We start from the raw sequence: 22,491 nt of genomic DNA, 5'->3' as shown, positions 1-22,491 counted from the left end.
GCTGTCAACCGAATGGCGGATGAGAAATCCTCCTATTCGATCGATATTGTGCCCGAACGGGCTAAAATTTCAGGCGCCTTCGTCCGGTGTGGGAAGGTCCGTGGCCGTGTCGCTCAGCGGGGGCGGAGGCCGCCCTGCGCGGGTCGGTGGCCTCGGATCGCGCGGCACGGGAGCGCCTTCGCTCGGCCGAACCGACGGTGAACGGCGTCCCGCACGATCCGGCGGTGGTCGAAGGCCGTGGGGGTCGTGGGGGACAGCAGGGTCGCCAACGGGGTCCAGGTGGCGGTGGCGGCGTCGCTTCCGCCGCGGACGTCGGGTGCGCCGATGACGTAGGCGTGGAACGCGGTGCTTGCCACCGCACCCCGGGGGTCGCGGCCGGGGGTGTCGTAGCTGCCGACGCGGCGCAGGCGGGACTTCGGCAGGTGCAGGCCGGTCTCCTCGGCCAGTTCCCGGACCGCGGCCTCCAAGGGGCGCTCGTCCTGTTCCACGAAGCCGCCGGGCAGGGCCAGGGCGCCCTCGTACGGCGGCTTGCCCCGGGTGATCGTGAGCACGGACAGGACTCCGCGTCGTCTGGTGAACAGCACGACGTCTGCGGTCAGGGCGGTCATGACTGTCAGGCTAAGTTAGTGTCACTCTGACATCAAGTGGTTCGCCTTGGGGTTGAGCCAATTGTCATGTCGACCTGAACGCGCGGGTGTCCTCCGGGCGCACGAAGACCAAGGGGCCGAGGAGGGACTGCCACTCCTCCAGTTCCGCCACGAGCAGCCGGTCGCTCTTGCGGCCGATCCGGACCTCGACGAGGAGCGTCACGAAGGTGAGGGCCGCGGCGACCAGTGCCGCCACGCCGAAGAACAGGGTCAGCACCACGAGTTGCGCCCGCGTCGGCAGGGTCCCGTCGTCACGGACGAGCTGCTCCGGCCGCAGGACCAGTGCGGCCACGACGTACATCGCCACGATGCCCGCCCCCCACCCCAGGTGGGCGCGGGAGAAGCCGCACCGCTCCTGGCGCAGCCACGCGCCCAGCCGGATCCTCGTCCGGGACTCCAGGGCCAGTTTCGTCTCGGTGAGGTCGAGGTAGACCGCCACGGCCTCGCCCTGGTGCAGGCGCGACCGCGGCCACCGCCACTCCGGCCACGTGGTCAGCCGCTCGTGCAGGTGCGCCGCCGCGCGCCGGTACAGGTACGGCTCCAGCGACGGGGTCGGCGGCCACTCCTTCTCCTTCTCGTCGCGGGCGTCGAACAGGCGCTGCCCGTAGAACCACAGGCCCAGGGCGATCAGGCCCACGACGGCGAACCACCACACGCCGGTGAGCGGGAGGTTGTCGGCCATCATCGCCAGGAGGACCACCATCGCCACGAGCGGGTAGAACCAGATCTTGCGCACATAGGCGCGCACCGGCAGCACGCCGAGTCGGCGTTCCAGTCTCGTGTTCTGGCGGACGGTCAGCAGTTGGGCCACGTGCGCCAGCAGGGAGACCGCCAGGATGAAGGTCGAGGACAACGCGGCCGTGGCGAAATTGATCGCCTCCGCGCCCAGCAACACGGCGATGAGCGCCGGATAGGCGGCCGTTCCCACCGTCCACCCCAGGACGCGCGGCCAGAACGCCACCCGTTTCGGTTCCGGTCGTTCCCGCACGGCGATCGGCTGGGTGATGTGCTTTTCCAGTTCGTGCAGCAACGACGCCATGTCCTCGGTGAGCGACACGGCGCGCAACCGGCTCGCCTGGCGGTGGGCGAACTCCCCGATCTCCGCCGGGAGTTCCGCGCTGGTCGGCGGCGGCGTGTCGCCCAGCAGCACCGGGACGACGGGTATGCCCAGGTCCAGGGCCTCTCTCAGCTCCCACAGGACCCAGTCGACCTCGTTGCCGAACCGGGCGACCCAGTCCTGGTGCACGACCGCGACCACGACCTCCGCGTCCCGCAGCGCGGCACGCAGCTCGTCGGGGTACCGGCTGCCCTTGCGCATCTGGTGGTCCACGAACACCCGGTCGGCGCCGAAATGCCGGCGCAACGACTCCGCGATCGCGGCGACCGCCTCGGCGTGCGGTCCGCTGCGGTAGTTCACGAATGCGCCGGGCATTTCCCGCTCCCCTCGCAATGAATGCCGGAATCGGGGTCGACCGAATGTCGACTCCCTGGAGAAAATTCTTGTACCGATCCGGGTGCCGGCCTATTCTCGATTTGTGGACGACATCATCGGGAAGGCACTCGGCGAAATCAAGGACGAACTCGCCGGACTGCACGAGCAGAACCGGTTCCTCAACGGCGTCATGGACCGGCTGCACGCGGAGAACGAACGCCTGCGCAACGCCGAGGCGCAACGCGTCCTGCAACCGGCCCTGCGCGAGCTGGTCAAGCTCGCCGACGACTGGCGGGCCCGCGGCACGGCGCTCGCCGACAAGGACCCGGCGCAGGCCCGCCTGTGCGAGGAGGTCGTGGAGGACGTGACGCTGCTGCTCGACCGCCAAGGCGTCGAGGAGTTCACCGCCGCCGAGGGCACCGCGTTCGACCGGCACGAGCAGCGTGCCGTGGGCACCACGCCGACCGACGACGCCGCGCTCGACGGCCTGGTCGCGGCCGTGCGCAAGCCCGGGTACCGGGTGGACGCCCGCGTCGTCCGGTTCGCCGAGGTCCTCGTCCGCAAGTTCACACCTCCACCGGCTTCGTGACGTCGGCGGCGATCAGCACCACCGCCAGCAGGACCGTGACGACCATGGCGACGACGAGCAGCACCAGCGCCACCCGCCGCCCGGTCGCGATCGACCTGGGGATCTCGTCGGTCATCACACCGCCTTCCGGTCGAGCAGCCACAGCAGCGGCACGGCCGGGTCGTCGTTCACGACCGACTCGTGCTCGGCGACCGTGACCGCGTCCTCGTAGCTCACCGCGAAGTACGACACCGTCGTGAAGTTGTTGTCCAGGGAGGACGTCAGGTCGCCCTGCCCGACCTCCTCCAACCACGTGCGCACGGCCGTGTCCCGTGCCTCGCGCGACCGGCTGCCCATGGCGCGGTACGGGTGGCCCGCGTCGGTCGGCCCGCGCAGGCCGTCGGTCTTGGTCAGCACCACGGCCACCGGCAGGTCGATGCGGTTGCCGCGTTTGCGCACCCCGCGTTCCCGCAACGCCTCGACGAACCGGCCCAGCACCTCGCCCGGCGCCTCGTTGGACGCCTTGACCCGGCCCAGCGTCGACCGGTCCGTGCCCGAGCGCACCTGGCGCATGGAGAACGGGTCGACGATGAACACGACCCCCTTGGTGTGGGCGAGGAACTGCGAGTCGGCGAGCCCGTCCACGTTGACCAGCAGCTCGCCCGCCGCGTCGTACAGGTACAGCAACCGGCGCGACCGGCTGCCCTGCGCGCCGACGTACACGTTGTACGCGCGCGGCCGGGCGATCACGGTCTTGCGCGCCGACGAGGGGTCCAGGTGCACCTTGAGCTGCACGTTGGTCTCGAACTCGTCCTTGGCCCGCTCGTCGGCGAACTCGAACCCGCCGCCGCGCTGCATCAGCCGGGACACCGCGCTGTGCATGAACACCGACTTGCCCGCCTGCGGTCCGGCGATCACCGGGATGTGCGCGGTCGGTGCCTGGAGTCCCTTGAGCGGCAACGGGTGGCCTTGGGCGCACTGGGCGCGCAGGTTCGCCTTGCCCAACGCCAGCAGCGTGGGCAGCCGTTCCTGGCAGCGGCACGTCCGGTGCAGCACCCCGGTCCGGCCCGGCACCAGTTTGCGGTGCGCCGCGCCGCACTCCGGGCAGCGGTAGATCGGCCGGGTCACCTTGTCGTGGCACGTCGGGCACTCGATGGTGATGCCGCGCAGGAACAGCAGGCCCAGTTCCAGCACGCGCGACACGCCGGCCGTGATCAGCGCGCCGACGACGAGGACGATCAGGAACGCCAGGAAGATCAGCGACGTGACGGTGACGAACGCGATCGCCGTGCACACGCCGAGCACGAGCCCGACGGTCGCGGCGGCGGCGGCGGGCCACGCCAGCATCTTCGGCGTCGCGGTGGTCTTGGACCACCGCCACACGCGGTCGACCTGGGACCGGGACACGTTGCCGTACTCGTCGGGTTTGCCCGCCACGACGCGTGCCCACACCCGCGTGAACGTGTGGCCGAGCACCTGCTGGTAGTCCAGCAGCACGGGGCCGGCGTAGTAGCTGCGGTACGCGGGGTCCGGGCCGGAGTCGCTCTCCTCCGGCGGCGTGATCTTCAGGTGCTTGATCGCCCCGTACGGGGTGAACCCGGCGAACACGGCCGTGCCGTACTCGACCACGCCGATGACGACGGCGGTCGCGCCGCCCGCCAGGAGGATGGCGCTGAGCGCGTAGGGGCCCACGAAGCACAGCAGCGCCAGTAAGAACAGGAAGACGATGGGGTGCACGACTACTTCTCCTTCTTGCCGCGCAACAGGTCGAAGGCGAAGCCGAAGAAGCCGCGCTTCTCCTTGCGCGCCCGCCAGTTCTGCCACCAGCCGGGCCAGCTCGGCCGGGGCGGGTCGACCCCGAGCCGCTTGGCCGTCACCTGGAGCTGGCCGCCGACCTTGTCCAGGTAGCGGCGCCGACGTCGGCGCAACGCCAGCGGCAACGTCTCGTCGACGAGCGTGCGCCGGACGTGCTCCTGCTCCAGCCCCCACCACACCACGATCGCCTCGGCGACCTTCTGGTACGGCGCCTTGGCCAGCTCTTCGCGCACGGCGTTGCGGTACGCGGGCAGGAACGGCCGCGCGTGCAGCGCGAGCACGTCGCCCAGCAGTTCCAGGTGCGGTCCCGCGTCGGCGCGCAGCACGTACCCGGCGAGCGCGGTCCGCAGCCGGTCGGACTGCTCGGGCGTCAGACCGGACAGGTCGTCCAACGCGGTCAGCACTTCGCGCGCCGCGCCGCGACCGGGTTTCGCGGTGGCGAAGTGGGCGATCCGGCGGGCGGCGTTGAGTCCGGCCTGGTCGCGTTCGCCCAGGTCGGCGGCGACGGGCGAGCGCAGCACCTCCTCGATCAGCCGGCCCTCCTCGGGCTTGAGGTCCGGCCGCGCCGAGTGTTCCAACGCCCGCGCCACGATCCGCTGGCCGAGCCGGCTCTCGACCAGCACGCGCGTGGGCACGTCCCGCAGCAGCCGCACCGACTCCTCGGTGGACGGGTCCTGCGGCCACAGCACCGGCCCCAGGTGCTGCCACTCCACGGAGTCGAACCGGGTCGCCTCGGCCATCACCTTGACCGGGTCGAGTTCGCCGCTGCGCGCCAGCACCAGGTCGGCGAGCAGCCGGACGCGACCCGACCGGCTGTTGGCGACCAGCAGCCGGACGACCTCGGGCTTGAGCGTGGTGGCCAGGTGCCGGGTCTCCCGCTGGTCGGCCAGGCGCCGGTCGAGCGCGTCGGCGGTGAACCGGACCAGGTCGCGGTGGTCGACGAGCCGTTCGACCAACGCGGGGGAGCGGCCGTCGAGCAGCGCGGGCAGCACCACGTTCTCGGCGACGTCCGTGAGGTCGGCCTGGGCCAGGGTGGGCTGCCAGTGCCGCTGCGGTGCGGTGAGCGAGGCCACGAAGTACGTGCCGTACAGGGTCGACGGCACGGGTTCGCCGTTGCCGTGCGCGGCCCGCAGCAGTTCCGCCCACGCGGCGACGTCCTGGGGCCCGCCCGCGTCGAGCACCTGGTCGGCGACCCGCTGCCAGGCCGCCGCGGGCAGCCCGCGGGGCATCCGGTCCACGCCCAGCCGCAACGCGGTGAGCAGCGTGGACTCGTCCGGCGGTGCGGCGGCGGCCAGGTCGAGCGCGAGTTCCAGCAGCACGGCGAACGCGTCCAGCTCGGGCGCGGTCAACGCGGGACTCGCCTGCGCGGCCAGCGCGAGCGCGGTGTCGACCTGGTCGCGCTCCCAGAGCTGGGCCAACGCCGAGGCGTAGCGGGTGCCGTCGGGGTCGCGCGGTGCCGGTTCGAGCAGGGAGACCGTCGTGAAGTCGCCGTACGCGGGCAGCCGCACGTCCGGCGTCGTGCCGCAGACCAGGACCGGCGCCTCCTCGGGCCGCGAGGTGTAGGTGACGAACGAGATCCGCAGGCCCAGCTCGCGCGGCAGCGACCGGCAGGCCGCCGCCAGCCACCGCGCGGCCGTCTCGTCGTCGCGCACCACGAGCACGAGCCGGCCACGTCCGGCGGCGAGAAGTCGTTGCACCGCACCGAGGACGCGTTCGAGGTTGCCGGTGCCGCCGGCCGTGACGAGCGCGCGCACGCGGTCCGGGGTCACGGCCGTGCCGGCGGGCAGGCCGGTCAGTTCCGGCAGCGACGTCCCGTCCAGGCGGCCGTGCACCCACGCCGGGGAACGCCACAGGTCGATCGGCAGCACGTCGCCGAGTTCCGCCGCCACGTCGTCGACCAGCAGGGCGTGCGCGAAGTAGTTGCCCAGGCGGCCGGTGAAGTCCGCGCCCGCGTACCGGCTCTGGAACAGCACGCCCGACCGGCCCTGCGGCACGTAGCCGAACGCGACCGGGAACTCGTCGAGGTCGCCGTCGCGCAGCCGGGCCACGAAGCTCGGCCCGGCCTCGTAGACGCTCGCCCGCACGGCCAGTTCCGACAACGGCTTGGGCACGCCCGGCGTCATCGCGCTGACCTGGAATCCCTGGATACCTTCCAGACCGTCCTCGCAGGACGTGTAATGCAGTTGGCGGACCGTCATCGCTTGCCCTTCATCTTGATCGCCCCGAACCTGGCGAGCAGCCACAGCATCGGGTCCTCCAGGCGGTAGGGGTGCACTCCGGAGCGGGACAGCTCGGTGCCGCTGACCGGCGGCGCGCCCAGCGCGCTCAGGCCGAAGTACCGGTAGTGCTGGAACGTGTTGGCGATCGTGCGGTCGAACGCGGGGTCGTACCACTGGTCCAGCCAGCCGCGGACCTCCTCGTGCACGTCGAGCCCGTCGGCCTCGTCGTACACGCCGTCGTGCCCGGACGGGCGGCGCAGCGGCGACTCCGGGCCGAACATCTCGCGCAGCAGGTCGACCTTGGTCAACGCGATCGCCAGCGGGGTCTTGAGCTTCTTGCCCGCCGAGCCCTTGCGGCGTTCCCGCAGCAGTTCGCCGAGCCGGTTCACCACGTGGAGCTGCTCGGTGTACTTGGTCTTCTCGTGGTTGGTGCCGACGAGTTCGCGCACGCGCGGCATCTGGAGCGGGTCGAGCAGCAGGATCACACCCTCGGCCGCGTCCAGGTAGCTGATCAGCTCGTCCATCCGCTGCGCGCGGGCCACGTCCTCGCCCGCGGTGTCGTAGAAGACGGTCACGACGGGCGCGACGCCGGTGCCGCCGAACCGCCGGGCCTGTCGGAAGCGCAGGCTGAAGATCAGCGGCTCGGGCGTGACGACCAGTGCCGACCGGGTGCTGTCGACCGGGCGGCCCTGCTCGAACAGCGGCACGGCGAAGTGGTCGCGGTAGCGGTCGCGCGAGGACTCGCCGAGCAGGTCCAGCGACATGCCGTCGAACCGCTGGTGCACCTGGCCGCGCTGGAACTCGTGCACCAGCACGCCGACCCACGTGCTCTTGCCCGAGTCCGACGAGCCGATCACCGCGATGTTGCGCCCGCCGCTGTCGACGTACTCACGCAGCAGGTCCTTGCCGCAGTCCGGGCACACCCGGCGGGTGGCGGGCAGGTTGCCGTGCGGGCAGCGGCCCTTCTTGGCCTGCCGTTCCGGGAACGTCGTGCCCCGGTCCGCGCCGCAGCGCTCGCCGCACCGCAGGTGCAGGTCGCCCCGGCGGTGCGGCGTCCAGCAGTACGGACAGTTGATGGTGGCCATCACGCTCCTCGCACGATGAGCTGGTCGGGACGCGTGGGCACCAGGACGACCCGGTCGTCCCGGGAGAACGCGCGCAGGTGCACCGGGCGGCGCAGGCCGGCGGGCACCTCGAACTCCGTGCTGCCGCCGCTCTCGGCGCGGACGAGCACCTCGCCGTCGGAGGGGTTCATCGGGCGCACGCCGGACCGGGCCACGAGCACGACCGGGACCGTGCCCCCGACGATCAGCTTCCGACGCTTGCGCGCGTACCAGGGACCGGGCACGACCTGGTACGACACCGTGCCGACCGTGCTCTCGCGGGTCAGCGACAGCGGCCCGAACGCGCGCACGTCGTCGGTGGACACCGACGTGCACACGCCGAACCAGTGGTCGCCCTCCGGCACGGTCACGGAGAACCCCCGACCGTCGTAGGACACCCGGGTCAGGTCCACGGCGGACGCCTTCGGGTCCTCGGGCCCGGTGGGCTTCACGCCCGGACGCCACACCACGCGGGCCGACGTCGACCCGGGCGGCCACTCCCAGGTCAGCTGCACGGCCGTGCCGAGCCGGTCGGCGCGCAGCCCGGACACCGGGCTCTGCCGGGCGTCCAGGGTGAACGCCGTGCCGATCGCGGCCAGTTCGCCCAGCACCGTGATCGGCAGCAGCACCTGGCGGCGGCCCACCGACGACAGCGTGGCGCGCAACCGGCCGCGTCCGGAGGCGCCGCGCGCCGGGATCACGGTGCCGTACCGGCGGGCGCGGTCGACCGGGACCACGTCGGGCTCCGGCGGCGTGCGGCCGTCGGGCAGTTCGAGGACCTCGACCTCGCCGCGCGGCGGCGGCGTCCACTCCGCGACCAGGTCGCGGTCCTCGAACCGGGCGGACAGGTCGGTCACCGCGACCGGCGTCTCCTGGCGGCTCGCCGAGCGGTGCAGGCCGGTGCTGAGCGCGATCGTGCCGTCCGGCAGCCGGTACCGGACGCGGACCAGGTAGTCCTCGGTGCGGCCGGGTGGGAGGTCCGGATCGGTGAACGTGGTCGAGTGCGCGTCGGCGACCGGTCGGCCGGACCGGGTGACCTCGGCGCCGGCCGCGCCCGGCGGCAGCCGCCAGCGGCCGGTGACCGCGTCGGGTCCGCCGCGCACGTCCAGGTCGAGCACCTCGCCGAGGACCACGACCGGTGCCGTGCGCGCGGGTTCGGCGGACGGCGTGCCGTCGCGCAACGCGTGCACGGCGTAGACCAGCGGCGTGCCCGACGGCGGCTCCCGGTCGGTGTACTCCCGGCCGCCGCCCTCGTCGAGCACGGTGCCCGCGCGCGACACCCGGTAGGTGATCCGGCCCGCCCTGGCCGGGCTCGGCGGCCACGCGACCGTGATCTGTCCATTGTGGATGGTGGCGGTGGCGGACGCGGGCGGCGCGGGCCGGCAGCGCTCCAGCGCCGCGTCGATCCGGTCGTCGACCAGCTCCTGGCGCACCTTGAGGTAGCCGGTGACGGCCGCCTCGACGTCCGCGCGCTCCAACGCCTCGCAGCGTTCGAGTTCGGCGTCCAGCGCGGCGAGCCGGCCCTCCAGCTCCGTGCGCTGGGCGACCCAGGTCTCCGGCAGGTTCGGCTGCTGCCGCAACACGGTGAGCGCGGCCCGCAGCCGCAGCTCGCCGATGGCCTGCTGGTAGGGCTCCTGCCAGCTCGGCGTCGGCTCGGCGGCGGTGAACGCGCGACCGCACCACACCGCGTACGCGATCGCCGCCGGATCGGCGGTGACGCCGACCTTCCGCAGCCGTCCGGACGCGGCCTTGGCCGCGCTCAGCGCCTCGTCGTAGCCGTACGCGGACCGGTCCGCCAGGTCGGTCAGCAGCTCGTACCGCAGCACGGGCGCCAGGCCGCCGTTCTCGATCCAGCCCCTGATCAGCTGCAGCAGCGTGGTCTCCGCCGCGCTGTCCGCGTTGCGCGCCACCCGCAGCTTCTCGCGCCGGGCGGACAGGTGCGCGACGGTCGTGTCCACGCCGCCCAGGTCGGTCACGTAGTCCCACAGCGAGGACTGCCGGAGCTGGGTGAGATGCCCGCGTGCCTCCGCCCACTGGCGGGGTTCGGCGGTCGGCGGCAGCTCGGCGGGCTCGCGGACGTCGCCGCGCGCGTCGCGCAACGCGGCCAGGATCGCGCTGCGCGGCACCTTGAGCGTGCGCGCCTGCGCGGCCACCTCGGCGGGTGGCAGCGCGGGCGCGCCGTTGAGCCGCAGCTTCACCGTGCTCGCCAGTCGGCCGCGCGCGGCCTCGACCTGCTTGCGGTGCTTCTCCCGGCGGGCCGGGTCCAGCAACACCTCGCCGCCGGTCTTCTGGAGGCCGCGCAGGATCTCGGTCGCCCGCCGGAACATCCGGTACTGCTGCTTGGTGAGCTGCCGGGCGACCTCCTCCAGGGCGGCCGAGATCGTCCGGTCGTCGGTCACGTCGGTGCGCAACAGGTACACCCGGAACAGGTCCTCGTCCGGGCGCCACCCGTCCTGGATCGGTTTGAGGACCTCGTCGATGAACCGGGCGGTGTCGAACTGGCCGGTCACCGCTGGATCGCCGGCAGCGGTGCCCGCTTGACCTCCTCCGGCACCAGGCCGCTGATCTTGGCCTCCAGCTTCAGCTCGCGGCCGTTGGACGCGACCGCCTTGACGTGCAGGATGCCGTCCGCCTCCAGGTTGAACGACACGTCGAACGGCTGGCCGGCGGGCGCGCGGGGGATGTCCTTCAGCGTGCCCTTGACCAGCTCCAGGTTGTCGTACAGCTCCTCGCTCAGGACGTCCGTCGTGGACTCGTACACCGCGACGTCGACCCCGGTCTGGTTGTCCGAGACGGTCCGGAACACGTCGCTGGGCCGGGCCGGGATCTCGTCGTTGGGGTGGATCAGCCACGCCACGACCAGGTCGCCGTCGGGCTTCTTCGGGTCGCGGACCACGGCGATGCCGTAACCCTTGGACGTGACGTTGACGATCTTGGGCAGCGCGGTGCCGCCGGGCAGGCCGCGCGGGGACGAGGTGCCGGACCCGTCGCTCCCGGACCCGTCCTTCTCGGCCACCGAACTGGCCGCGAACAGGGCCGCGCCCTTGGCCACGATCTGGTCCGGGTCCGCGAGCTGCGGCGTGGGCAGGTCCGGGAACTCGCGGACCAGCGCCTCCTTCACCGCGGGCGAGTGCGACATGCCGCCGACCAGCAGCAGGTCGTCGATGTGGTCGACGCCCTTCTCCCGGGCCTTGCCCAGCACGTCGCGCGTGAAGTCCAGCGTGTTGCCGATCAGGTCGGCGGTCGCGGACTCGTACTCGGCGCGGGTCAGCTCGATCTTGGCGCGCTCGCCGTTCGCGGTGACCGTCGTCGGGTAGGCGTCACGCCGGGACAGCGCCTTCTTCGCCTCCTCGGCGAGCAGTTCGATCGTGCCCGACGCGTCGAGGTCCGTGCGCGGGTCCGAACCGGCGTGCTGCTCGGTGAACTTCTCGCAGATCAGCTCCACCACGCGGGTGTCCCAGTCGGCGCCGCCGAGCTGGTGGTTGCCGCCGGTGGCGACGACGCGGATCTCGTCCTTCGAGACCTTGATGATCGTGACGTCGAACGTGCCGCCGCCCAGGTCGTAGACGAGGACGCTGCGCTCGGTGGCGGTGGCGGAGGTCAGGCCGTAGGCGATGGCCGCCGCCGTGGGCTCGTTGATGATGTTGAGGACTTCGAGGCCGGCCATCTCGCCCGCGTCGCGCGTGGCCTGGCGTTCGGCCGCACCGAAGTACGCGGGCACGGTGATCACCACGTCGGCCATGGGGCCGTCGGCGGGCGGGTCGACGCCGAGCACGCCCAACGCGTCCTCGACGACCTGCTTGAGGATGATCGCCGAGACCTGCTGGGGGAAGAACCGCTTGCCGTCGATGTCGACGGTGTAGCCGTCCTCGCCCATGTGCCGCTTGATCAGCGAGACGACGCGGCCGGGCTCGCTCCTCAGCTCGTTCTTGGCGAACTTGCCGACCGTGACGTTGCCGGACTCCTCGAAGAAGACCACCGAGGGGGTGGTCAGCTCGTTCTCCTGGTTGGGCAGGACCGACACCCGCTGGTTCTCGTCCAGCGACGCGACGCAGGAGTAGGTCGTTCCCAGGTCGATGCCGAGAACAGGGCGACGGGTCATGGGTTGTCCTTTTTCGTCGGTGGTTCACGGTTCAGGAAGTCGATCGACATCGAGCGTCGCTGTGGGCGCCCGGTGTCTTCTTGACGGACGGCCTCGTGTCCGGGCTGTTCCGCCACCTGGTCCCGCTGGGTCTGGTCGGGTGTCGGTTGTTGTTCGTGTGCCTGTTTCGCGTCTGCCTGGTCCCGTGCTGCCTGGTCGCGTCGTGTCTGTTCCTCGGCGGCCTGCGTGCGGAGTCGTTCGGCCACCGTGCCGTGTTCGATCGTCGGGGTCTCGATCCTGGTCTTGCGGCGGGTCGGCGTGACCGTGACCGGTGCGCGGCGCTTGCGGTGCAGGCCGAACGCGACCAGGCCGAGCAGGAGCAGCAGGGCGCCCGCGCCGAGCAGCACCTCGCGCCAGGGGAACGTCGCGGGTTCCGGCCGGGGCAGGGCGTCGATCGGGACGCCGCACGAGTTGGCCACGATGTCGTAGAGGCGGCGCAGGAGCGTGACCGTGTCGTCGGCGTAGTAGTCCTGGCCCGGTACCGGGCCGGTGATCGCGGCCAGGTTGACGGCGCCCTCCGGGGGCAGGTCGATGCCGATGCCGACCAGGCGGGTGCCGTCGGCCTTGAGGCGGTCCGCCGCCACCACCGCCGCGGCGACCGGGTCGGTGGTGTCGCCGCCCGCGGCGGTGTTCGGTTGGCCGTCGGTGATCACCACCGCCACGTCGAGGTCCAGCGGGGCGATGTCGGTCAGCGCGGCCTCCCAGTTGGTGCCCTCGCCGCTGTCGCCGGTGTCGATGCGCTTGACGGTCTCCTTGAGCGCGCGGCGGTCGTCGTCGTCCGAGACGTCCACGGCGCTGTCGATCGTGGTCGCGACGCCGCCGAAGCCGATGATCGTGATCTCGGACTTCTTGTCGCGCAGGGCGTCGATGACGTTGGACGCGGCTTCGCGGACTTCGACGAACCTCGACGACATCGAGTACGACTGGTCGATCAGGAGGCCGAGTTTGAGGGGGCAGCGGGAGGGCCACGCGGGATTGGGCACGTCGGCTTTGGCGGGCGCCGGTGCCAGGAGTAAGAGCAGGGCGACGATGCTGAGCGTGGACTTCACCGGGGTTCTCCCTGGCCGGCTCGCGGCTTGGACTCGCTGCGTTCGGACTCGCAGATTAGTGGCCCGGGGGTGGGGAGGGGTCGGACTTTTCGGCCCTGTCCGGGTAGTGACCACAAGTTGTCCATCGCCGTGTCCACTGTGTTGCTCGTGCTCGGGTACGCAGTGTGGTGCCGGGTGGGTGCCGGAGGCAAACAGGAGTGTCGGTCACCTTTGTTTGCTTGCGATTTCAAGCTTTGTGCGGTGTTTCGGCGGCTTTGCGTTCCCGAACGCGCGAGTTATGCGTTCAGGCACCGCGAGTTGTGCGTTCGGGCACCGCGAAATATGCGTTCGGGGCTCTGAAGCGTGCGCCTGGGTCGGTCAGGGGTGGAGGGTGCGGGCGAGGATCGCGGCTGCGGTGTGCAGGTGGGGTACCGGGTGGGTGAAGGCGGCTGCGCGTCTGGTCGCCAACGAGACGAGGGTTACGGTCGGTACCGGGGGTGGGGGGATGTCCAGGCGGCCTGCCACCAGGGCCTTCGGGGTCGTCCGGGCGAGGGTGAGGATGTGGCCTACGGCCTTGCCTCGTTGTGACGTGGCGTCGTAGGCGCCTTCGCCGGTGATCACCAGGTCGGCTTGGGCCAGGTGGGCGGGCAGGTCCAGCAGGGTGCCCACGAAGTCCGCTCCCGGCGTGAGTCGTGCGTCCAGAGCGGCTGCCAGTCCGTATGCCGTGCCGCCTGCCGCGCCGGTGCCCGGGATCTGGGGGTGGGGGAGTGCTTCCGCCAGGCGGGTCAGGGCGGTGGACAGGAGTTTCGCTTCGTGGGGTGTCGCGTGGTTTCCGGTGGTGGGGGCTTCCTTCAGCGTGTGGTCCACGTCCACGAGCACGTCTATCCGGGGGAATTCCGGCAGGTCGTCCAGTTCCACGCGGTGCAGGCGGGTCAGGTGTGCCGCGCCCGGTGGCAATTCCGTGCCGAAGGCGTCGAGAAAACGTGCTCCCAGTGCGCGTAAGGCGCCGGTGCCGCCGTCTGTTGCCGCTGCGTCGCCTACGGCCACGACCAGACGGCTGGGTGACTCCGCCAACGCCGCCGCCATCAGTTCGCCCAGGCCGATCGTGTGCGCGCCCAACGGGTCCGGTTCGGCGGTCAGGGGTAGGCCGCCCACCCTGGCCAACTCCACCACGGCCGTGCCGTCCGGGAGGTGCAGCCACTCGGCGTCCAGGGGTCTGCCGTCCGGGCCGGTCACGTCGGGCACGGGTACGCGGATCGCCCCCGGTACCGCCCTGGCCAGGACGTCCACCGTGCCGTCGCTGCCGTCCGCGACCGGGAGCCGCGCCACGGTGTCCCGGGGCCGGGTGCGGGACCAGCCTCGGGCCAGTGCCGTTGCCGCGTCGTGGGCCGGGATGCTGCCTTTGTACGAGTCGGGTGCGATCAGGACGTGCATGCGCCGCCTCCGGGCACGGGGGATGCGTCCGCTGTGGACCGGGACTTTCCTTGTCCCGGAACGAACTCGGGCGTCGTCGCCGTCGAGCATGCCATCGGGGTGGGGCGGATCGTAAGCCCCTACGTGGTTCCTGTCGTCCTGATGTCCGGAAGTCTTTACCGGGAAAGAAGGTCTACTGTGGACTATCGGGTGCGCCACAGCACCACGACGAAGTACGGCGTGCCCAGCAGTGCGATCACCAGACCGGCCGGGATCTGGGCCGGTGCGATCACCGTGCGGCCCAACGTGTCGGCCGCGCCGACCAGCACCGCGCCCAGCGCCGCCGCGACCGGCAGCACGCGGGCGTGCCGGCCGCCCACCAGGGAACGGGCCAGGTGCGGCGCCACCAGGCCGACGAAGCCGACCACCCCGATCGCGGACACGGCCGTCGCCGCCAGCGCGCCCGACGCGGCCAGCACCACGAGCCGTGAACGCTCCACCCGCACGCCCAGCACGCGCGGCGTGTCGTCGTCCAGGCAGTGCAGGTCGAGTTCACGGTGCCGCAGCCACAGCACGGGCAGGAGGAGCACCAACGCCGCGAGCGTCGGCAGCACCTGCTCGAAGGTGCGCCCATAGGTCGAACCGGACAGCCACGTCAGCGCCTTGGCCGAGTTCCACGGGTCCGACGTCACGATCAGCAGCGTGATCAGGCCCGACCCGCCCGACCACACCGCGATGCCGATGACCACCAGCCGGTCCGACTCCAGGCCCGACCGCCAAGCCAGGCCGTAGACCAGCGCGAACGCCAGGACCGCGCCCGCCCCCGCGACACCGGCCACGGCCCACGCGGACGCCATCGGCACCCACGTGATCAACGCGATCGCACCCAGTCCGGCACCGGCCGTGATGCCCAGCAGTCCCGGTTCGGCCAGCGGGTTGCGGCTCACCGACTGGATTCCGCAGCCCGACACGGCCAGTCCCGCGCCCGCCGCCACGGCCGCCAGCACGCGGGGCAGTCGCTGGTCGAGCACGAACGTCAACGCGGTCCCCGTCCGCCCGCGCACCCAGTTCGCCAGGTCGCCGAGCAGTACCGACCGGTCGCCCAGCAGCATCCCGACCACCGGCACGACCACCAGCAGCACGCCCAACGCCACCCCGACGAGCACGAGTCGGCGGCGTGACCCGGCCACCGCCACCCGGCCGACGGGGGCCCGTGCGGGCGTACCGCCGGAGCGCCCGCGGCGGGCCAACCACACCAGCACCACCGCGCCGAGCACGGTCGTCACCACGCCGGTCGGCACGGCCAGCGCCCTGGCCGATCCCAGGGTCGCGCGCAGCCCGACGTCCGCGCCCAGCACGACCACCGCACCGACCAGGCCGGACAGCGGCAGGAACGCCAGGTGTCGCGCGCGTGGCACCAGCAACCCGGTGATCACCGGCGCGCACAGGCCGACGAACCCGACCGGCCCGGCCACGGTCACGGCGGCGGCCGTGGCCGCCACGGTCAGCAGCACCGCGCCCATCCGCGTCCGCCGCACCCGCAGCCCCAGCACGGCCGCCTGGTCGTCGCCCAGCGCCAGCACGTCCAGCGACCGCGCCATCAGCAGCAGCGCCACCAGGCTCAGCACCACGACCGGCGTCATCCGGGCGGTGGCGTCGAGGTCGGCCACGGTCAACGACCCGCTGCCCCACGCGAACAGCCCGCTCGTCTCCTCCTCGAACAGCAACAGCAGCAGGATCGTCAGCGACTGGAGCGCCAGCGCCACCGCGGAACCCACCAGCACCAGGCGCGGACCCGCCGCCCCGCCGCCCGCCAGGCCCAGCACGACGACCGCCGCCGCGAGCCCGCCCGCGAACGCCGCCAACCCGTCGACCAGGGTGGGCAGCGCCAGGCCCAGCACCGAGACGGTCACGACGGACAGGTGCGCGCCCGCGTTGACGGCGAGCGTGTCCGGCGCGGCCAACGGGTTGCGCGCCACCGATCGCATGCCCGCACCGGCCACGCCGAGCGCCACGCCCAACAGCACGGCGGTGAGCAGGCGTGGCACCCGTGACCCGGCGAGCACGGCGGCGGAGCGCGCGTCGCCGAACAGCGCGGACAGCACGTCCGTGTCCGCCGTGCCCTGGGTCAGGTGCACGGCGGCGAGCACGACGACCGCCGCCGTGCCGGCCGTGGCGACGGCGGCGGTGCGTGCGCTCACTTCGCCAGCGCCGCCACGATCTGGTCGGCCACGGCCACCGCGGACCTCGGCCCGCCGAACGTCCACGTTCCGGGCTTGAACTTGTACACCTTGCCACTGCTCACGAAGGGCAGCCGCTGCCACACCGGGTTCTGCGCCAGGCCCGTGGTGAACACGTCGTCCTCGGACGCGCTGTAGAACAGGACGGTGGCCGGGTCGGTCACCGCCGTCAGGCCTTCGACGTCGGTCTGGCCCAGGCCCCACCGCGCGTCCACCTGGCCGGTCCACGCGTTGCGCAGCCCGAGACGTTCGGCGATGTCGGACACGAGCGAGCCCTTGCCGAACGGTCGGATGTCGACGGTGCTGCCCTTGAGCCAGCCGTCGGCCATGAGGAACGGCGTGCCCGCCTTGGCTTTCAAGGCCGTGGTGGCGCCGTCGAGCTTGCCGTCCATTTCGGACAGTATCCGGTCGGCCTCGGCGGTCTTGCCCAGGGTTTTCGCGACGAGCGTGAAGTCCTCGCGCAGCCGGTCGAGGTTGCGGCTCGCGTCACTGGCCTTGGTCACCACGACGGGCACGTACTTCTCCAGCCGCGGTGCCAGCGTGGCCTCGCGTCCGGCGGCCATCACGACCACGTCCGGGTCCAGCGCCACGATCGAGTCGACGCTGGGCTCGTTGCGCTTGCCGACGTCCTCGACCTCGTCGCCCAGCGGTGCGGCCGTGTCCCACGTGCGGTAGCCCTTGGTGTCCGCGACGCCGACCGGCGTGACGCCCAGCGACACGACCATCTCGGCCTCGGCCCATTCGAGCGCGACGACCCGCTTGGCGGGCGCGTCGAGCCGGACCTCCTTGCCGCGGCTGTCGGTCACGGTGACCGGCGCGTCCCCGGCCGCGCCGGTGGGCGTCGTGGTGTCCTCCGTCGTGCCGCAGGCGGTCAGCAGTAGTGCCGCGCCCGCGACGATGGCGGCGATGCGCATCCGTCCGGTTCCTCCCTCGTGGGTCGGTGATCAGGAACGTGGTGCGTGCCGGCCGACCGGGCGGCAGTGCGGAGCGCCGGTCTCCGGGTCGTGCGTCACGCGCACGGTCACGCCGTACGCGTCGGTCAGGTGGGCCTCGGTGAGCACCTCGGCCGGTGTGCCGGTGGCGAGCGCCCGGCCTTCCCTGAGCAGCACGACGTGGTCGGCGACCAGGGCCGCGTGGTCGAGGTCGTGCAGCACCACGCCGATCGCCACGCCCTCGTCGGCCAGGTCGCGGACCACGTCGAGCACCTCGACCTGGTAGCGCAGGTCGAGGTGGTTGGTCGGTTCGTCGAGCAGCAGCACGGAGGTGTGCTGGGCCAGGCACGACGCGAGCCACACGCGTTGCAGCTCCCCGCCGGACAGCTCGTCGACGCCCCGCCCGGCCATGGCCGTGACACCGCACAGCGCCATGGCCCGCTCGACCGCCCGGACGCCGTCGACGTCCACGCCCCGCCACCCGGCGCGGTAGGGGTGGCGGCCGTAGCCGACGACGTCGCGCACGGACACGCCCGCCGGCGTCGGCCGCTGCTGGGTGAGCAGGGTGACGGCGCGGGCGAACTCCTTGCCGGACAACGACTCCGCGTGCGCGCCGTCGACGTGCACCGCGCCGTCGGCGGGCCGGTGCAGGCGGGCCAGCGACCGCAGCAGCGTCGACTTGCCCGAGCCGTTGGGGCCGACCAGCGCGGTGACCGTGCCCGCGCGCAGGTCGAGCGACACACCGTGGACGACGGCCGTCCCGTGGTGTGCGAGGACCAGGTCCCGGCCGGCGAGCAGGGTGTCGGTCATAAGGCCAGCCTAACCTCGGGACTGACCCGATCGGGGTGGTTGGGACGCTGCCCATTCGGGTGATCATGGGTGGTTGTGCCGTTCGCGTGACCACCCGCCGCCGGTCGCCGCGTCGATTCTGGTGCACGGGCAGGTGCGTCGACTCGCCCGTTCGGCTGGACTGTGCCGCCTGATCCGGCGGTGGTCGATCGACAGCGCGCGAACTCCGTCCGCACGAGTGCGCCGCAGGAGTGGACGTGTCCCCTCGAACGCGTGGATCACCGGCGCCGACCTTGGCCTCGCGCGGCGGACCCTGGTTGCGTGGCGCGAGCACACCCGCGCAGCAGAGAGGGTCCCCGCCGATGCAGCCGTTCCAGTTGCCGGAGTTCTACATGCCCTACCCGGCGCGGCTGAACCCGAACCTCGACCGCGCCAGGGCGCACACCAAGGCGTGGGCGCACGAGATGGACTTCATCGACGTGCCCCAGCACGGCACCGTCATCTGGACCGACGAGGACCTCGACTCGCACGACTACGCGCTGTTGTGCGCGTACACCCACCCGGACGCCTCGGCGGACGACCTCGACCTCGTGACCGACTGGTACGTCTGGGTCTTCTACTTCGACGACCACTTCGTCGAGCTGTTCAAGCGCAACCCGGACGTCAAGGGCGCCAAGGCCTACCTCGCCCGACTGCCGCTGTTCATGCCCGTCGACGGCGTGATCACCGAGGAGCCGACCAACCCGGTCGAGAAGGGCCTGGCCGACCTGTGGCGCCGCACGGTGCCGGTGCACTCGCCGGACTGGCGGCGGCGGTTCGCGCTCAACACCGAGCACCTGCTCGACGAGTCGATGTGGGAACTGCTCAACATCTCCGAGGGCCGCCTGTCCAACCCGGTCGAGTACATCGAGATGCGCCGCAAGGTCGGCGGCGCCCCCTGGTCGGCCAACCTGGTCGAGCACGTCACCGGCATGGAGGTGCCCGCGAGCGTGGCCGGCACCCGGCCGCTGGGCGTGCTGCGGGACACGTTCGCCGACGCCGTGCACCTGCGCAACGACCTGTTCTCCTACGAGCGCGAGGTGCTCGACGAGGGCGAGCTGAGCAACGGCGTGCTGGTCCTGGAGAAGTTCCTGGACATCCCGACCCAGCAGGCCGCGGAGGTCGTCAACGACCTGCTCACCTCGCGCCTGCACCAGTTCGAGCACACCGCCGTGACCGAGGTGCCCGCCGTGCTCGACGAGCACGCCGTCGACCCGGCCGGGCGCCTGGCCGTGCTGGCGTACGTGAAGGGCCTCCAGGACTGGCAGTCCGGCGGCCACGAGTGGCACGCGCGGTCCAGCCGCTACATGAACAAGGGGCTGGCGACCGGCCCGACGCCCGTGCTCGCCGGACCGAACGGCCTGGGCACGTCGGGTGTCCGCGCGCTGCTCGCCACCGCGCCGCAGCGCCTGCGTTCGTTCGCGCACCCGTTGTTCCAGCCGGTGCCGCCGATGGACCGACCCCGCCTGGGGATGCCCTACCCGCTGAACGTGAGCCCGCACTGGCAGCACGCGCTGGAGTTCAGCGTGGCGTGGTCGCGGGAGATGGGCCTGCTCGACGACACCCCGCAGGTGTGGACCGAGGCCAAGCTGCGCGACTACGACTTCGCCCTCTGCTCGGCCGGCATCGACCCGGACGCCACGCCGGAGGAGCTGGAGATCTCCGCGCTGTGGCTGACGATCGGCACCTACGGCGACGACTACTACCCGCGCGTCTTCGGCCGCACGCCGGACATGGCCGCGGCCAAGGCGTTGACCGCGCGGCTCAAGGAGATGATGCCGGTCCAGGGCGCCGCCCCCGAGCCGGTCCTGCCGATCGAACGCGGCTTCGCCGACGTGTGGCGGCGGGCGACCGCCGACATGGCCGAGGCCAACCGGGCGCAGCTGCACGACGCCGTGGCCGTGATGTTGGACAGCTGGCTGTGGGAGCTGAAGAACCAGCACGAGAACCGGGTGCCCGACCCCGTGGACTACGTGGAGATGCGCCGGGCCACGTTCGGCTCCGACCTGACGATGAGCCTGGCGCGGCTGGGCCACGGCCACCTCGTGCCGCCGGAGATCTACCGGACGCGGGCCATGCGCAACATCGAGAACTCGGCCATCGACTACGCCACGATGCTCAACGACCTCTACTCGTACCGCAAGGAGATCCAGTACGAGGGCGAGGTCCACAACATGGTGCTGGTCGTGCGGAACTTCCTCGACGTCGACCTGGCGCGCGCGTACGCCGTGACCACGGACCTGGCCAACGCCCGGCTGCGCCAGTACGCGCACTCGGTCGAGCACGAACTGCCGGCCCTGTTCGAGGAGTTCGAGTTGGGCGCGGAGGCGCGGGCGGCGTTGACCAAGCACGCCGACGAGTTGGCGGACTGGATGGCGGGCATCCTCCACTGGCACGAGAACGTCCACCGGTACCACCCGGAGGACCTGGAGCGGCACTTCGGGTCGGAGGTGCCCGCGTCGGTGTTGCGCGGTCCGACCGGGATCGGCACCTCCTCGGCCCGCCTGGCGGGTGTGGTGGGCTGAGCGGCAGGGCACGGAAACTCGGGCACCCCCGGTCGGGGGTGCCCGAACGTGTGTTCCGGGTGTCTGAGTGCACGACTCGCGGTGTCCGAGTGCACGACTCGCGGTGTCCGAGTGCACGACTCGCGGTGTCTGAGCGCACGACTCGCGGTGTCTGAGCGCACGACTCGCGGTGTCCGAGTGCACGACTCGCGGTGTCTGAGCGCACGACTCGCGGTGTCCGAGTGCACGACTCGCGGTGTCCGAGTGCACGACTCGCGGGTTTGCTTCCGCTACGGTCCGGCGGCATGGGCGGGATTTTCATCAACTACCGGACCACGCCCGCCACCACCGCGGTGGCGTTGGTGCTGCGGGAGCGGTTGCGGGAGATCTTCGGCGTCGGCAACGTCTACCTGGACCGCGAATCCATCGACGCCGGTGCCGCCTACCCCGACGACCTGCGCCGGGGGCTCGACCGGTCCCAGGTCGTCCTCGCCCTGGTGCACGAGGACTGGCTCGCGGACCTGGACGCCAAGACCGGCAAGGACTGGGTCCGCTGGGAGTTGGAGACCGCGCTGGCCCGGGGCAAGCTCGTGATCCCGGTGCTCGTCGACGACGCGGTGCTGCCGCACGAGGGCAGGTTGTCGGGCGGGCTGCGCAAGTTCGCGCTGGCCCAGGCGCGGCGGGTCCGCTCGTCGGACCCGCGTGCGGACGCCGACGCGTTGGCCGAGGAACTGACCCTGCTGGTCGACACCGGGTTCGCCCAGGCGCACGCCGAGCGCACCGGCACTTCGGCGCCCGACGCGCGGGCCTGGCTCGCGGCTGTCGGCGCCCTCGCGGGCCTGGGCGGTCTGCTGCTGCCGGTCGACGCGACGCTGGTCGGCACGTTGCTGCTCGTCTCCCTGGCCGTGGCGCTGGTGTCGGTCGTGGTCCTGTTGGGGCGCAAGCGAATCCGTGCGGCCGAATCGCTGTTGCAACCCATGACGCCCACCGAGTACTACACCCGCGTCGGGGTGCCGTTCGTGCTCGGCTTCCTCGGCCTCTGCGCGGCCGAGGTCTTCGCCGACGGGGTGGAGCCGGTGGGAGTACTCGTCATGGCGGGCATCGTCCTGTTCGCGGTGATCCACATGACCCTGTCCCTGCGCCGTGACCGGCTCCGGCACGAGGAACGCGAGCGGTTGTGGCCCCGGCGGCTCTCGACACCGGTCGCACCGGTCGCCCTGCGCCAGGACCTGGCCCGACTGGAACGCCACCTCGCCGGCCACGAGGGCCACGACCGCCGCCTACCCTTGACGTCGAGGTTGCGCTGCCGCAAGGCGTTGCTGGGCCTGACGCTCGGCGTCCGGCTGTTGCGAAGGGACAGCCGTCGCCGCCGGGTCGTGTGGGCGCTCGCCGACCACCCGGTGTGGACGGCGGTGTGCGTTGCGTGGACGGTGGGGGTCGTCACCGCGTCCCGGTTCGCCCCGGTCACCGCGGTCCTGGTCGGCGGCGCGGCGGCGCTGGTCGGCGAGGCCGCCTTCCGCCGGCAGCGGTGGACCCGCGACGCGGTCGCCGACGAGGTGGAGGCGCACGTCACGGCCCTGCGCGAGCGCTGGCGGACCATCGACCACAGGCGCGATTAGTC

16 protein-coding genes are annotated in these 22,491 nt (G+C 72.1%); 3 read left to right on the top strand and 13 right to left on the bottom strand.

Annotated features, from left to right (window positions below; genetic code table 11):
* Window positions 1-113: 113 nt before the first annotated feature.
* Both F4559_RS27325 and F4559_RS27320 read right to left on the bottom strand, forming a co-directional pair.
* Window positions 114-608 (bottom strand): NUDIX domain-containing protein, encoded by a 495-nt coding sequence (locus tag F4559_RS27325; protein WP_184673470.1) that lies wholly within the window; start codon window positions 606-608, stop codon window positions 114-116.
* 64 nt (window positions 609-672) lie between these two features.
* Entirely contained in the window at window positions 673-2,079 is a 1,407-nt protein-coding gene (locus F4559_RS27320; protein WP_184673468.1) for a TIR domain-containing protein, read from the bottom strand.
* Window positions 2,080-2,182: 103 nt separating this feature from the next.
* On the opposite strand from F4559_RS27320, the gene F4559_RS27315 reads away from it, so the two are divergent.
* Entirely contained in the window at window positions 2,183-2,668 is a 486-nt protein-coding gene (locus tag F4559_RS27315) for a nucleotide exchange factor GrpE (RefSeq protein ID WP_184673465.1), read from the top strand.
* Here the strand turns inward: F4559_RS27315 and F4559_RS27310 are convergent.
* The 11 genes from F4559_RS27310 to F4559_RS27260 form a co-directional block, all read right to left on the bottom strand.
* The gene (locus F4559_RS27310; RefSeq protein ID WP_184673463.1) at window positions 2,646-2,783 is read right to left on the bottom strand and encodes a hypothetical protein; all 138 of its coding nucleotides are present in this window, start codon (window positions 2,781-2,783) and stop codon (window positions 2,646-2,648) included. The genes F4559_RS27315 and F4559_RS27310 overlap by 23 nt on opposite strands.
* Window positions 2,783-4,384, bottom strand: coding sequence for a TRAFAC clade GTPase domain-containing protein (locus F4559_RS36125; protein WP_184673461.1), 1,602 nt, complete (start codon window positions 4,382-4,384; stop codon window positions 2,783-2,785). Before F4559_RS36125 ends, F4559_RS27310 begins: the two co-directional genes overlap by 1 nt.
* A gap of 2 nt (window positions 4,385-4,386) precedes the next feature.
* Window positions 4,387-6,660, bottom strand: a complete 2,274-nt coding sequence (locus F4559_RS27300) for a GTPase-associated protein 1-related protein (RefSeq protein WP_184673459.1) — start codon at window positions 6,658-6,660, stop codon at window positions 4,387-4,389.
* The gene (locus F4559_RS27295; protein ID WP_184673457.1) at window positions 6,657-7,766 is read right to left on the bottom strand and encodes a TRAFAC clade GTPase domain-containing protein; all 1,110 of its coding nucleotides are present in this window, start codon (window positions 7,764-7,766) and stop codon (window positions 6,657-6,659) included. Before F4559_RS27295 ends, F4559_RS27300 begins: the two co-directional genes overlap by 4 nt.
* Window positions 7,766-10,294, bottom strand: coding sequence for a hypothetical protein (locus tag F4559_RS27290; protein WP_184673455.1), 2,529 nt, complete (start codon window positions 10,292-10,294; stop codon window positions 7,766-7,768). The genes F4559_RS27295 and F4559_RS27290 overlap by 1 nt, the downstream gene beginning before the upstream one ends.
* A complete protein-coding gene (locus F4559_RS27285; RefSeq protein WP_184673453.1) occupies window positions 10,291-11,886 on the bottom strand; it encodes an Hsp70 family protein in 1,596 nt (531 codons plus the stop codon). The genes F4559_RS27290 and F4559_RS27285 overlap by 4 nt, the downstream gene beginning before the upstream one ends.
* Window positions 11,883-12,974, bottom strand: a complete 1,092-nt coding sequence (locus tag F4559_RS27280) for a vWA domain-containing protein (protein WP_184673451.1) — start codon at window positions 12,972-12,974, stop codon at window positions 11,883-11,885. The genes F4559_RS27285 and F4559_RS27280 overlap by 4 nt, the downstream gene beginning before the upstream one ends.
* Window positions 12,975-13,331: 357 nt before the next feature.
* Window positions 13,332-14,387 (bottom strand): glycerate kinase, encoded by a 1,056-nt coding sequence (locus F4559_RS27275; RefSeq protein ID WP_184673449.1) that lies wholly within the window; start codon window positions 14,385-14,387, stop codon window positions 13,332-13,334.
* Between the two features lie 182 nt (window positions 14,388-14,569).
* Entirely contained in the window at window positions 14,570-16,567 is a 1,998-nt protein-coding gene (locus tag F4559_RS27270) for an iron ABC transporter permease (RefSeq protein ID WP_184673447.1), read from the bottom strand.
* Complete coding sequence (locus F4559_RS35550) at window positions 16,564-17,520, bottom strand: ABC transporter substrate-binding protein (RefSeq protein WP_184673445.1); 957 nt, start codon at window positions 17,518-17,520, stop codon at window positions 16,564-16,566. Before F4559_RS35550 ends, F4559_RS27270 begins: the two co-directional genes overlap by 4 nt.
* 30 nt (window positions 17,521-17,550) lie before the next feature.
* On the bottom strand, window positions 17,551-18,348 hold the full coding sequence (locus F4559_RS27260) for an ABC transporter ATP-binding protein (RefSeq protein WP_184673443.1): 798 nt from the start codon (window positions 18,346-18,348) through the stop codon (window positions 17,551-17,553).
* A 341-nt stretch (window positions 18,349-18,689) separates the two neighbouring features.
* On the opposite strand from F4559_RS27260, the gene F4559_RS27255 reads away from it, so the two are divergent.
* Window positions 18,690-20,891 (top strand): terpene synthase family protein, encoded by a 2,202-nt coding sequence (locus F4559_RS27255; protein WP_184673440.1) that lies wholly within the window; start codon window positions 18,690-18,692, stop codon window positions 20,889-20,891.
* 284 nt (window positions 20,892-21,175) lie between these two features.
* Entirely contained in the window at window positions 21,176-22,489 is a 1,314-nt protein-coding gene (locus F4559_RS27250) for a toll/interleukin-1 receptor domain-containing protein (protein WP_184673438.1), read from the top strand.
* The last annotated feature ends 2 nt before the right edge of the window (window positions 22,490-22,491 follow it).

The sequence above is a fragment of the Saccharothrix violaceirubra genome (assembly GCF_014203755.1).
GTDB classification, from domain to species: domain Bacteria; phylum Actinomycetota; class Actinomycetes; order Mycobacteriales; family Pseudonocardiaceae; genus Actinosynnema; species Actinosynnema violaceirubrum.
This window is presented reverse-complemented; position numbering and strand designations above follow the sequence as displayed.

Excerpts from the sequence above, each read along its gene's own strand:
- F4559_RS27310 (WP_184673463.1), bottom strand. The coding sequence starts at position 2,783 with ATGACCGACGAGATCCCCAGGTCGATCGCGACCGGGCGGCGGGTGGCG.
- F4559_RS35550 (WP_184673445.1), bottom strand. The coding sequence starts at position 17,520 with ATGCGCATCGCCGCCATCGTCGCGGGCGCGGCACTACTGCTGACCGCC.
- F4559_RS27275 (WP_184673449.1), bottom strand. The coding sequence starts at position 14,387 with ATGCACGTCCTGATCGCACCCGACTCGTACAAAGGCAGCATCCCGGCC.
- F4559_RS27250 (WP_184673438.1), top strand. The coding sequence starts at position 21,176 with ATGGGCGGGATTTTCATCAACTACCGGACCACGCCCGCCACCACCGCG.
- F4559_RS27295 (WP_184673457.1), bottom strand. The coding sequence starts at position 7,766 with ATGGCCACCATCAACTGTCCGTACTGCTGGACGCCGCACCGCCGGGGC.
- F4559_RS27320 (WP_184673468.1), bottom strand. The coding sequence starts at position 2,079 with ATGCCCGGCGCATTCGTGAACTACCGCAGCGGACCGCACGCCGAGGCG.
- F4559_RS27260 (WP_184673443.1), bottom strand. The coding sequence starts at position 18,348 with ATGACCGACACCCTGCTCGCCGGCCGGGACCTGGTCCTCGCACACCAC.
- F4559_RS27300 (WP_184673459.1), bottom strand. The coding sequence starts at position 6,660 with ATGACGGTCCGCCAACTGCATTACACGTCCTGCGAGGACGGTCTGGAA.
- F4559_RS27255 (WP_184673440.1), top strand. The coding sequence starts at position 18,690 with ATGCAGCCGTTCCAGTTGCCGGAGTTCTACATGCCCTACCCGGCGCGG.
- F4559_RS27325 (WP_184673470.1), bottom strand. The coding sequence starts at position 608 with ATGACCGCCCTGACCGCAGACGTCGTGCTGTTCACCAGACGACGCGGA.
- F4559_RS27285 (WP_184673453.1), bottom strand. The coding sequence starts at position 11,886 with ATGACCCGTCGCCCTGTTCTCGGCATCGACCTGGGAACGACCTACTCC.